The 12,383-nt window shown below is 47.5% G+C and carries 12 protein-coding genes; 6 read left to right on the top strand and 6 right to left on the bottom strand.

Going from position 1 to position 12,383, the window contains the following annotated elements:
• Positions 1–98: 98 nt before the first annotated feature.
• Positions 99–1,931 (top strand): bifunctional diguanylate cyclase/phosphohydrolase, encoded by a 1,833-nt coding sequence (locus tag PTQ21_RS07355; RefSeq protein ID WP_063566259.1) that lies wholly within the window; start codon positions 99–101, stop codon positions 1,929–1,931.
• 128 nt (positions 1,932–2,059) lie between these two features.
• Here the strand turns inward: PTQ21_RS07355 and PTQ21_RS07350 are convergent, their stop codons facing one another.
• Complete coding sequence (locus PTQ21_RS07350) at positions 2,060–2,227, bottom strand: hypothetical protein (RefSeq protein ID WP_162842449.1); 168 nt, start codon at positions 2,225–2,227, stop codon at positions 2,060–2,062.
• Between the two features lie 302 nt (positions 2,228–2,529).
• Here PTQ21_RS07350 and PTQ21_RS07345 point away from each other — a divergent pair, with 302 nt between their 5' ends.
• The 4 genes from PTQ21_RS07345 (at position 2,530) to PTQ21_RS07330 (ending at position 6,941) form a co-directional block, all read left to right on the top strand.
• Positions 2,530–3,360, top strand: a complete 831-nt coding sequence (locus PTQ21_RS07345; protein WP_274569311.1) for a sensor histidine kinase — start codon at positions 2,530–2,532, stop codon at positions 3,358–3,360.
• A gap of 1 nt (position 3,361) precedes the next feature.
• Positions 3,362–4,018, top strand: coding sequence for a response regulator (locus PTQ21_RS07340; RefSeq protein ID WP_063566261.1), 657 nt, complete (start codon positions 3,362–3,364; stop codon positions 4,016–4,018).
• A 180-nt stretch (positions 4,019–4,198) separates the two neighbouring features.
• A complete protein-coding gene (locus tag PTQ21_RS07335) occupies positions 4,199–5,893 on the top strand; it encodes a copper resistance CopC/CopD family protein (RefSeq protein WP_274569310.1) in 1,695 nt (564 codons plus the stop codon).
• 277 nt (positions 5,894–6,170) lie between these two features.
• The gene (locus PTQ21_RS07330; protein ID WP_274569309.1) at positions 6,171–6,941 is read left to right on the top strand and encodes a YcnI family copper-binding membrane protein; all 771 of its coding nucleotides are present in this window, start codon (positions 6,171–6,173) and stop codon (positions 6,939–6,941) included.
• A 175-nt stretch (positions 6,942–7,116) separates the two neighbouring features.
• On the opposite strand, the gene PTQ21_RS07325 is transcribed toward PTQ21_RS07330, so the two are convergent.
• From PTQ21_RS07325 to PTQ21_RS07310, 4 genes are all read right to left on the bottom strand, one after another.
• A complete protein-coding gene (locus PTQ21_RS07325; RefSeq protein ID WP_053780102.1) occupies positions 7,117–7,389 on the bottom strand; it encodes a hypothetical protein in 273 nt (90 codons plus the stop codon).
• A gap of 53 nt (positions 7,390–7,442) precedes the next feature.
• On the bottom strand, positions 7,443–8,693 hold the full coding sequence (locus PTQ21_RS07320) for a Tle-like phospholipase domain-containing protein (protein WP_420800373.1): 1,251 nt from the start codon (positions 8,691–8,693) through the stop codon (positions 7,443–7,445).
• 82 nt (positions 8,694–8,775) lie between these two features.
• Positions 8,776–9,057, bottom strand: a complete 282-nt coding sequence (locus tag PTQ21_RS07315) for a hypothetical protein (RefSeq protein WP_063566264.1) — start codon at positions 9,055–9,057, stop codon at positions 8,776–8,778.
• A gap of 338 nt (positions 9,058–9,395) precedes the next feature.
• Positions 9,396–10,652 carry a DUF445 domain-containing protein gene (locus PTQ21_RS07310; RefSeq protein ID WP_274569307.1) on the bottom strand — a complete coding sequence of 419 codons (1,257 nt, stop codon included), beginning with the start codon at positions 10,650–10,652 and terminating at the stop codon, positions 9,396–9,398.
• 336 nt (positions 10,653–10,988) lie between these two features.
• Between PTQ21_RS07310 and PTQ21_RS07305 the strand changes: the two genes are divergently transcribed.
• Positions 10,989–11,816: an aldo/keto reductase gene (locus PTQ21_RS07305; RefSeq protein WP_274569306.1), complete on the top strand. Its 828-nt coding sequence runs from the start codon at positions 10,989–10,991 to the stop codon at positions 11,814–11,816.
• A gap of 95 nt (positions 11,817–11,911) precedes the next feature.
• Here the strand turns inward: PTQ21_RS07305 and PTQ21_RS07300 are convergent, their stop codons facing one another.
• Positions 11,912–12,370, bottom strand: coding sequence for a cupin domain-containing protein (locus tag PTQ21_RS07300; protein WP_063566267.1), 459 nt, complete (start codon positions 12,368–12,370; stop codon positions 11,912–11,914).
• Positions 12,371–12,383 lie beyond the last annotated feature (13 nt).

Raw genomic sequence — 12,383 nt, 5'->3', positions numbered from 1 at the left:
CTGGATTTTTGGGAGGTAACTTGTTATGTTATACATCAATATAGTACAAGCCGATATATTCACATCAAGAGCAGACTAAACCAAGCAGGAGAATTTTTATGAACTTTATTCGTAACCTTATCCATAAAGCAGATCGGAGCAGCATGTATGTCGTCTTGCTTAGCTGCACCGGCATCGGTATTTTTCTGTATATGAACAAGTGGTCTTATCTCCATCTATCCTCTGACGAATGGGTAATGGTATACACGATGCTTGGTGCGGCGCTGATTTTGGATTATTTCACGTTTCAAATTCCGCCCAAAGGCAATCAGCAATCCATGGACTCTTCCGTGTACCTCGCCTCTATCTTCATGTTTGGTGGTGCATTCAGTCTGTCTGTACTGCTGCCTGTTTCCCTCATTCTGTTAATCAAGGATCGCAAACTCACCTGGTGGAAACATATCGTCAATTTCAGCATTTACAGCCTCATGATTGCTGGAGCGGCTTATGTATTTACTTGGACTGGAGGAATTCCGGGAGCACTGGATGGATATAACCTGCTGCCCTATTTTGCGGCACTTGCAGCCTACTTCATCATTAATACAATCACGCTTGGCCTGTTTTTTCATTTCTCAACAAAGGATGCATTACAGCAGATGAAGCGTGTGTTCGTTACCGAATCGCTGCTCGTCTATTTATGTACATTGATTTTGGCACTCGTGCTGACCATTCTCGTTGTGCATAACGGCGTTCTCGGTCTGCTGCTCTACCTCAGTCTTAGCATTCTGCTATCACATGCGTTCAAACAGCTGTTTGTGATGTATCAGAGTATTGAGGAAAAGGCGAATACGGATCAACGTACAGGTTTGTTTAACCATAGTCATTTTGAAAGTATGCTGGAGACCGAGCTTGGTAACGCCCGTTCTCAGGGAACCCCGCTTTCACTGGGACTCATCGATATTGATGATTTCAAAAAGTATAACGACCGCTTCGGTCATCTCCAGGGTGACAGCCTGCTGGCTCTTCTCGGAGATTTCCTCAGTCGGAAGACGGAAGGCACTTCGGTCACCGCCTTTCGTTATGGCGGAGAAGAGTTCACCCTGCTCATGCCAGGCATGGATCTGGACGAGGCTTATGCTTTCATGAACAAGCTGCGCAAGCAGCTGAACGACACACCTTTTGAAGGGGTTGAAGTGTTTCCGCACGGTTGTCTCTCGTTCTCCGCAGGTGTTGCGCGTTATGAAGTCGATATGTACAACAAGTCACAACTTGTGGATCAGGCGGATAAAGCGTTGTATTATGCCAAAAAGCAAGGCAAAAACAATGTGCATCGCCACGGTAGTAATGATGGCATGGAGCAAGAGATTGATCTGGTCCAGGATGTGCGTGACATTGAGCAACAACTCAACTTGTTCAGGTATAAGGATATGGATACATTCAAACATTCCAAACGCGTATATAAGTATGCTCTCGATATAAGTGAGTTGCTGGAACTCGATAATGTGGAGAAGCGGAATTTTGTACTGGGCGCACTGATTCATGACATCGGAAAGCTCGAAATTCCATGGTCCATCTTGAATAAGAAAGAAAAGCTTACCGCTGAAGAATGGGAAACGATCAAGGGCCATGTCACCTGGGGCAAAAAAATGGCCATGACGAACGAGCGTTTTGCCGATCTCATTCCCTATATTGAATTGCATCATGAACGATATGACGGGGCAGGCTACCCTTATGGTCTGAAAGGCTGTGAGATTCCACGGTTGTGCCGGATGCTCACGGTGATTGATTCCTTTGACGCAATGACGACAGAGCGACCGTATCAGGAAACGAAAAATGTCGATGAAGCAATCAAGGAACTACAGATGTGCTCCGGTTCTCAGTTTGATCCCGAGCTAGCCGAGCTGTTCATCCGATATATTCAGAAACGAACGGTGCAGCAACAACTTGTGTAATACCCGCAGAATTCCCCCTTACAAAGCCAAAAGCGCTACCCCCGGCCTAATCGGGGATAGCGCCATTTTCATGTTCATCATGGAATGAATCATGCACGAGATTACTTCATTCTTGTGCAGATTCTGCGTTATCGAGTGGTATTCATCTCATGTGAAGTCTGATGCAGCTCTTTAATCATCTGCTGCAAAAACATGTTATCCTGACGACTGATTCCGTGCTGATTGTCTTGAAGAAGCATTTGATGAATGTTCTTCTTGAGCAACTCGCTGCGACGTTCCAATACCTCTTGATTCATGTTGTTGCGTTCACTCCTTAACATCTTTTGTAATGAATTTCTGTTCTATATAAGTATAGAGGACCTTCTCCAATAGGGAAAATGGATACAGCCCCGCTCATCTGTACTCACCAAGGCTCACCCTGCGTGACATAATTTCACCCCATGTTGTTCTTAGATATCCTTCTAAATGCTCCCTTATCCACCCGAGGTTCCCCCGAAGAAAGCCAGACTAGGGTCTGAAGCAAGCATGCGTTATAATGGTGCCAGCCCTTGAAACGGATACATATAAATGGACCTTATCTCAAAGGAGTTCTGTATTCATGTCATACAAACAGATTAAATGGATGATTCTGCTGGTCCCCACATTCACGGTTGGTCTCTGGGAATACATCCGTCACCAATTCCTGATGCCCTACCTTTCCATGGATGCGGGCAACTGGCTTACCCCACTTATCCTGTACCTCATAAGTGTCACCTTGCTAAGTCGCTTATTTAAGATGCTGGAAAGTGCCAGGGCTGCTCTGGAGCAGGAGCGTGCTTCCAAAGTGGCACTCGAAGCTCGGGATCAACTAGCCCGCGAGCTTCACGATGGTATCTCGCAGTCTCTTTTTCTCCTGTCGGTAAAAACAGACAAGGCCGAGCGCAGTTTGGCTGGAAGTGGTCACGAGAATGAAATTCAGGAAATACGCAAAACCGTACATGAGGTCAACGCTTACGTACGGCAGGCCATCGCCCAGCTCCGCTACGTCCCTGGACAAGCGGCAGTACCGGAGGGAACTTCCCTGTTGTCACAGGTAGAATTACTTATAGAGGAGACGGTTCCTTCGGCGCGTCTGGAATGGGATCTCGACAGCACCTTCTTCTCCCCAAAGGAGCAGGTAGAGCTGCTCGCCTGCATTCGGGAAGCACTGCTTAATGTACGTAAACATGCCCGGGCCACAGATATTCGGTTGATTGCAGAAGGAACCCCTTTTGTCTGGTCCATCTTCGTTCAGGATAATGGTGTTGGTGTGAGCGGGGATCCACTGCATCTGAAGGATCGGTACGGCTTGCGAATTACGAAGGAACGTGCAGCTCAGATGGGCTGGTCTTTCGCTCTTGATTCAAGGCCAGGTTACACTCGAATAACCATTGGAAAGGGGCATGCTTAATATGGAACTTGTACGGGTATTGGTTGTCGATGATCACGCGCATGCGCGTGAGGCGATCTGCAGTATTTTATCCGAGGACAGCCTGTTTGAAGTTATTGGTACCGCTTCGACTGGACTAGAGGCGCTGGAGCTTACCGGGCAATGGATGCCCGATCTTATTCTGATGGACGTGCAGATGCCGGATATGGATGGGCTGGAAGCCACCCGCCAGATTAAACTGCGCTTTCCTTATGTCATTATCGTCATGGTTACTGTATCGGATGATGTCACGTACCTGTTCGAAGCGCTGAAGCAAGGGGCTCAAGGATATTTGCTCAAAAATCTATCTCCGTCCACTTGGCTTGAATACCTTCGCGCCATCGTCAGTGATGATGCACCCCTGAGCAAAGAACTTGCCTATCGAATCCTTCAGGAGTTCCCCGCACCTCGCACGGAAGATGTACCCGATAATCCGCTGACTACACGGGAGCTTGAGATCCTGCAATGGGTATCTGCGGGATATACTAACCGTGAGATTGCCGACCAACTTGGCATTTCGGATCAAACAGTGAAGAATCACCTGAAGAATATTTTACAGAAACTGCATCTCGAAAATCGTGTGCAATTAACCCGCTATGCATTGGAAAGCGGACTGGCAGGCCGTAAGCTGCGTAAATAGCGGCACATTCATGTTTTTGTCACAATTCCATCGATCATTTCGTTTTTTTATAGCCCAATGTAGTCATACAGTGTTATTTTGGACAAAGTTATAATGGTATAGATTGTGCTCGGTTAACAAAGAATGACTTACAATTCTAGACCTAAGGGTGATGATTTTTTGATTTTGAGTAGGTTCACCATGAAATTGGGCAAACGGCACTGGGCACTTATGGTCGCCCTGATGTTATTGTGTTGCCTTGTTATGCCACAATGGGCATCCGCCCATGCTTATATTGTGCAGGCCTCACCAGGTGAAAATGAACTTGTTGCGACAGCACCTGAACGCCTGACTCTGGAGTTCAACGAGTCTTTACAGACGGCCTTTTTTGATATTAAAATCACCGGACCTGACGGAACACAGGCAGATGACGGCAATGTGCATGTCGACGAGAACCGTCCTCATATTCTGGAGACCGGACTGCGGACCGGACTTGGAAACGGAACCTACGCCGTGAATTGGAAGGCCGTATCTGCTGATGGTCACCCCATTCAAGGGGCCTATGTGTTTCATATTGGGGAACCATCTGGCGCTCCTGCTGGTCTCGCTGATTTAACCTCAGGTTCAGGCCAGGTTGGCGGACCGTTAAAATGGATTTTGTCGCTGACAGACTGGATTCAATATCTGGGGTTGTCTGTGATTCTGGGCACACTTGCTTTCCTGCTGTTCCGAATTGCACCAGCTTCCATGGCGAGAGAACCACTGGAAGTGCCAAGGAGCTACAAGTTGTTATGGATCAGTTATGGCGCCGCTTCTGTTGCCGCTCTGATCAGTCTGCCCCTGAACACGTTGTATGAATCAGGCGTCTCCATCGGGGAGTTCAGCTGGGCACTGATGGGCAGCGCACTCAAATTGACGTCATTTGGGCAGATCTGGATGGTACAGATGCTTATTGTGATGCTGCTGGCGGTTACCATCCTCTCCGGATATGACCGGGATCGCTCGCTGCGTATCCGTATCTGGTCATCATACGGATCACTGGTCCTCGTTCTTGGCTGGTTGTTCACCCATGCCATGACAGGACATCCAGCTGCAGCAGAACATCGCGCGCTCGCCATTGCAATGGACTTCGTTCATCTGATCGGAGCCGCTTTCTGGATCGGGGCTCTAACTGCCATGGCTGCGTGTCTGCCTCCGCTCGCGGATAAACTGCCTTCCACGGTGCGAGGTGAGGTCTACTGGACGGCGATCCGACGATTTACAGCTTGGGGCATCGGCGCTGTTGCTGCTCTCGTCGCTACGGGGATATACAGCAGCCTGATCATTTTGCCTGCACCTATCCTTACGTCTTTGTTCACAACGGCGTATGGTCTCGTGCTTATCGCTAAAGTTGTCTTGCTTGTGGCGATGCTTCTATTGGCCTGGCGTCATGCCAGAATGGCACGTGCAAGCAGCGGCAACCGACTCGCTGGCAGCCTGAAGGCCGAACTGATTGCTGGAGCCGTCGTGCTTGCGTTGGCCGCCGTGCTGACACACCTGTCTCCCGGACAACCAGCAGCCGTAGGACCCTATAAAGAAGTGCAGACTAAGGATGACGGGACTACAATTACGCTTCAGGTAAGTCCCAATCGTACCGGAGAGAATCAGTTCAAGGTCGACGTGAAGAAACCGGACGGCAGTACAGTCAACGATCTGGAACAGATCACATTATCACTGACCCACCTGGATATGGATATGGGCATTTACGAGATCACGATTCCGAAAAATGATACTGGCGTGTACGAAGCAGAAGAATATATCTCCATGCCAGGACGCTGGAACATCAAGGTACATCTGCTAACCCGATCTCTGGATTCACTGGATACTGAATTTGAGATCGACACTGCTAATCCGTAGGTATAGACCGATTCAGATTTGAAACGCGACTCAATCTAAAATCAGTGTCTCAATAAGCTGCAATTGTAGTGAAGGGAACGAAATCGATTCTGGAAAAGTGTAACGTTCGCATTTTATTCCCGGATTTTCACTTATAAAGTGAATCAAAAAAATCTGGGAATAACAGCGATTGAAAGAACGATTCGTAACCGGAACGGTGACTTTGCAGCACATCAGGCACTTATTTTAGAAAATGGGCCGAAACATAAATGATAAGATTTGAGAGGGGTAAATTATTTTGAAGAAAACATCATGGACTTCCAAACTGACATCCAGCCTCACGGCTGGAGCCGCTGCGCTGATGCTGTTCGCGGGATTCGCCAGCGCACACGTTACCGTTAACCCAACCGTAGCACAAACAGGTGCATGGCAGACGTATAGCATCAAGATTCCATCCGAAAAAGAGCTGCCTACCACCAAAATCACACTGAAAGTACCGCAAGGCGTTGCATTCAAGCAATACCAACCACTGTCAGGCTGGAAAATCACTACCGAAAAAAATGATTCCAATGAAGTAACATCAATCACTTGGGAAGTAGACGGAGATAACGAAGGAATTCTGGCTGGTCAATTCCAGCAATTCAACTTCGTAGCTCAGAATCCGGATGCCGAAACGGAAGTAGCTTGGGATGCATTCCAGTATTATAGCGATGGCAGCATCGTGGAATGGACAGGCGGACCAAGTGACAGCAACCCGCACAGTATTACGGCAATCAGCCAAGATCCTGCTGCTGCAGGTAATGCTGCTGCAGGCGGAGATCATGATAGTGCAGGCACAGCCGGCAATGCTGGCCATGATGATAAAGCAGCAACGGGCGATGATAAGAAGGCAAACGACGATACCACACTGGGTGACGCGTTAAACGACACCGTTACTGGTGAGCCAAACAACACGGATTCCGACCCAGGCACATTGAAGCTGCAACAGGCAACATTGATCGTATCCATTCTGGCGTTGATCCTGTCCTTCCTGGGTATCGCTCTGGCAACACGCCGCAAAAAACGTTAAGAGCTAACATAGAGTCTTGTATGTAGACTGAAAAAGAAAGGAGCCTTTGGCGAACGGGATCTTTCCCGATGTGCCGAGGCTCCTTTTTGATATCTGTATGCATACGCCAACTTCGATTTCAAATTTCCATGCTTAAGTTCACTGATTAAGAACAGCGTCCCTTACAACTTTTCCCCTATCGTCCCTGATCCGTCTGGATCATGATTTCAATATATTGCAGCAAGCTCTTCTTCTGTTGTTCAATCGACTGTATTCGTCCAGACAGACCCGCGAAAAACGCTTCGATCTGCTGCCTTGTATAATCGGCCGATTGTCCCTTCCAGTCGTCGAGACGGTTGTATAAGCTTCTTGCCTCCTGCTCATCTGCCTGGAGACGGGCAAGCAGCTGGGTCAATTCTTTTTCAGCAATCCGAAGATCATTCAGCTCTACCAGCAATTGTCCGCTCACTCGTGTTCCCTCCCTTATGTAAGTTCCAATCGCCAGGCCCTTCACGCAAAATTCTATTTAAAACTGACCTGACTCTCATCCGCTTGACGGAATGCTTCCGCCTTCTCTTCGATAAAGTTCAGGAATTGACTCGTATGCTTCATATGCCATGTGCTCAATTCGTTAATAGACGCATCCAGATGAGTGACGATAGGCTCAAGTCTGCGACTACGGCTGGAATGCAGGTAATGCGCCATTCGGCTCCGAACCGTATTCAACTCTGCATTACACTGTTGTGCATTTTGCTTCCACCGGGCAGCGACACTTTTGAGTTCTTCGGGCGTTACCTGAATCAGGCCAGATGCTCCTGCTGCTGCGGCCATACCTCTTGCAAGGTTGCCTGCTTGCCCACCCAGGTTCCGCATGAATGCTACGAGATCAGACAGGACATTGGATGGCTGACGTGGTGAATAACTGATTTGCTCGCCCGTAACCGGATCGTATAGATCGTTGGAAATATAGCCATTCTCGAATTTGTACTGTTTCAAACCGTGATACTCTTCACCACCAAAGGTATTACTGATTTTATCGAACATGCCCATGTCATCATTCATATCCTTGTAGTTGGAATTGATGTAATACATGGAACCTACATGACGATCATATCCACCAAAAAATCCGCTGGTTACAAAATCTCCGGGATGTCCGTAGTTAATGATTTGGCTATCAAACCCACCCTCTTCAGCCTTTCGTTTCGCCTCTGGCGTGAGGCTGGAAATCACGGATGGCGCGCTGAACGTCACCGCGGAAAGTCCCGTGTATGCGGCCGCATACTGGGCATTGCCCCCTCCAAGCGAATGCCCTGTTAGCGAAAAATCCAAATCCTTATATTTTTTCTGCATATCTTTGGCGTAATCTTCCGCTTCATACATTTGGTTGGGACCCAGCCCGATTGTCTTATCCAGCTTTTTGTCCAGTTCTCCCACAGCATTCTCGACTTTAGTGATTCCGGTCACATCTCTTACCTTCTGGATTCCATTAGCTAACCAATCTGGCGTAAGGTCAGTACTTTGTTCGATTTTTCTGCCAAGCTCAGGCAAACCGATTTGAGCATCCGCGTAATAATCAGGGGCGCTGCGATCCAATGATGCACTTCCCTCTGTGCCCCGATATGCGATAACCGCCTGTTTGGTCTCAGGATTGTAGAAGGTCACCGCATCAAAACCGGATTTTTTGTTTCCATGAGTGTCCTCAAGAACTTGCCATCCAGGAAGATTGTCAAACTCAATACCTGATTTCAGATTCTCGTAAGCTAATTCAGACATCTTGTTATATGTTTCATCATCAATTTTTGGTGATTTACTCACAACGGTTGCACCTCCAAGAAAATCAATCCTGAGTTATGATTTATTTGTTAAACGGATCATACCCCTTAGCTATAATTGCTTCCTTAATTGCTGGACTCATGCCAAAGTTTTTGATTTTTTTATCTTCATAGTCGTACGAGATCGTAAATTCTTGCTCTTCATGTTCAACCACATGCCCTTCCATAGCAATAGAATCAAGCGCCATCTCAGGTAACAGCTCTTTATTTGTGATCACGACATCCAGTTCATATTTATTTTTCAGATATTTTACGGCTTCCGCTTCGGCTTCTTTAAAATAGGCCTGTTTTTCACTTTCCTTCATGTTCTGACATCCTCCCAAAATGAAAGTAGATAGTATGGTCAAAAAAAATATACATGCGAGTCGTCGCTTCAACCTCATATCAATCACCTTTTCTTTATCATTAAATCGTATACCCACTCTTTTCTTCTGTTATCTGCATCATAGTACAAAATCAACATGATCACATCGGCTGTTGGCATCGTTTTTATGTAACTTTGTTCCTAAATGATTCCAATAGAGCATTCGGGTGTACATTACCCAATTCAACTGTTTTTGCATCATTTCTCTATTTATCATTTGCCCAGACAAAAAAAGAGCCTGCTCCAGAGAGCGGCCCTAATCTTGCCATTATCAATGAGTTACTCCAATACCATCCGCAGGGCGGTCAGTGCAATCCCGATTATAAATCCGGTAACAGCCCCGTTAATCCGAATCCACTGCAGATCCTGTCCTACCTTATCCTCAATCAAGGAGATCAGTGAGGCATTATCCATTTTGTCGACATTTTCGCGTACGAGGTTGCCGATTTTGGAATGGTTTTTCTCTAGCAGCGTCGTTACACCTTCCACAATCTTCGCATTCAATCCAGCCAATAAAGCATCGTCTGACCGCAAATCAGACAATACCCGCTCAATCGCGGGTAGAGCAAACGTCTCCACATACTGGCCATCTTCCATTGCAGCGAGCGCCTTTTCCCTCAATTCAGTGAGTTTGTTCAGCACGGTTTCATCTGCGTTCCATCCATCCAGCATGTTGTTTTTCCAGCCGTTGACTCCATCCTGCACACTTTCACTCATCGCCAGCCGGATAGCCTGGGTTCGCAACAGATCTAGCACTTTGTAACGAAGAGCGCTACCCTCCCGCTTCATGTCCTCCACCCGGTCAAACAGATATCCTTGCAAAATACTGCCCAGACGCTCCTCGTTCAGATAACCCATGAACGCATTCATCGCAAATTGCATTAATCCGTTCATCTGGATACCACTGATTGCCTTTAGGCCGCTTTCACCCAAAAACATGATCGTCTCCGGCTTCACCAGCCATTCCTCTGCCTGCTTCAGACCATAGTCCAGTGCTTTGGCATCATAACCACGCTCACTCATCTGGATCGAAGCACGTTCCAGAATCGGACCCAGGTCGAAGGCTCCCGCCTGTGATTTGATCTCGCCCGCAACCAGTGGAGCAATCTGCTCCAACGGCAGGCCTGCAAGGATTCGTTTGCAGAGCGTATCGATCATGGTTTTGACTCCATCGTTGTGAAGTTCCCTTGTCATGGTATCCAGAACGATTTCTGCCGCCTTGAAGCCCGCAATTTTCTCGGTGATGCTATCCTTGTTCAGCAAGTTGTTTTCCACCGCGGAGACAAGGCCTTCAGTCAATTTGTCCCGATTCTTAGGCAGCAAAGCCGTATGGGGAATCGGAATACCCAGTGGATGACGGAACAACGCTGTTACGGCGAACCAATCCGCAAGTCCACCTACCAATCCCGCTTCAAATGACCCTACCAGCAGTTTGCCTACTACACCGCCTTGAAACGGCAATGATGCGGCAAATCCCGCTCCCATAATAACGAGAGACCAAGCTGCTGCTTTTTTGGTTTGTTTAGGTTTAGCCATTGTATTCTTACTCCTTTATCGTTAATCACACGGGTTCAATAACACCCAACTTTCCCGTGCTCTTCTGTTCTTCCTGTGATTGCTTCCATAGGAAAGCTTCGGTTTCCATATTTCGTATACTTCATCTTATCACCCGTAAGCGTCAAAACCAAACCTCTGGCTGGCGAAAAAGGATAAAAGAGGGGTTTTTCCTATCGAAATGGTCGTATTCTTTTCCATTACCAAAAAGGTTTTAGTATAATCAATACAGACGGCCCTCCATTTAGGATTGGCCGGCGGTCAGCAGGGTAATTACATAATGGAATAATGAATGAATCAGAGGAGGAATTTCGGACCATGAAACACGTGCAGGACACAACGACACTTTATAACGGAGTCAAAATGCCTTGGCTGGGTTTTGGTGTATTCAAAGTTAAAGATGGAGAAGAAGTGGTTGAAGCCGTCAAAACGGCTATCCAGGCAGGTTATCGCAGTATCGATACAGCGAAAGCGTATAACAACGAAACCGGTGTAGCTCAGGGTATTCGTGAATCCGGAATCGCCCGCGAGGATCTGTTCATTACCACCAAAGTGTGGAACGGGGACCAAGGCTACGAATCCACACTGGCGGCTTTTGAAGCAAGCATGGAACGACTCGAACTGGAATATCTGGACCTCTATCTGATCCACTGGCCTGTCAAAGGCAAGTATAAGGATACCTGGAGAGCGCTGGAGAAGCTGCATAAGGAAGGACGCATCCGCGCCATTGGGGTGAGTAACTTCCAGATTCACCATCTGGAGGACCTGATGACCGATGCCACCATTAAACCTGCTGTGAATCAGGTGGAACTGCATCCGCTATTGATTCAAACGGAGCTACGGGAGTATTGCAGCAAACATCAGATCCAGATTGAAGCCTGGTCTCCACTGGGTCAGGGACATCTGCTGGAGCATCCGCTTCTTCAGGACATCGCTGCCAAATACAGCAAGTCACCGGCACAGGTCATTCTGCGTTGGGATCTGCAAAATGGCATTGTGACCATACCTAAATCTGTTACACCACAGCGCATTCGCGATAATGCGGACCTGTATGACTTTGAGTTGACCACGGAAGAAATCGAGCTCATCAATCAATTGAACGAGAATAAGCGCTTTGGTTCCGATCCGGACAATTTTAACTTCTAACCTCAATATATAATCAAGCTAGAAAACATCAAAAAATCCCGATCTGGATGCACACGCACCTGGATCGGGATTTTGCTTATTCATTTATAGTTATATTAGCCTTTGGAAACCAGTTTGAAATCATCAAAATGGAAACCTGGTGCTACAACACACGTTACCAGTACAGGCTCATCACCCAGCGGACGTGCTGTTTGCCATACTCCGGCTGGAACGAGTACCTGCGGCGATTGCCCCGCAGCAATATCCATACCCAACACGAGCACTTCTTCATTTTCGGGGTTTTCCCCGTTGCCGCCCAATTTCAATTCTACTGGACTGCCGCTATGCCACAACCAAAGTTCATCGGACAAAACGGTATGCCATTCCGAGACTTCATGGGAGTGCAGCAGGAAGTACGTCGAACTTGCCGAGAATCGAGGGCCTGAGTATGTATCCGGCAGTACGGATTGTGGAATTTGGTACGATGCCTTCCATTCTTCCTTATACCAACCGCCTTCAACGTGCGGCTGCATATTCAATGCAGCAACGAGTGGCGATAATTCATGTGTCGTCATATTCTGTTTCCTT

This window comes from Paenibacillus marchantiae (genome assembly GCF_028771845.1).
Classification (GTDB): domain Bacteria; phylum Bacillota; class Bacilli; order Paenibacillales; family Paenibacillaceae; genus Paenibacillus; species Paenibacillus marchantiae.
This window is presented reverse-complemented; position numbering and strand designations above follow the sequence as displayed.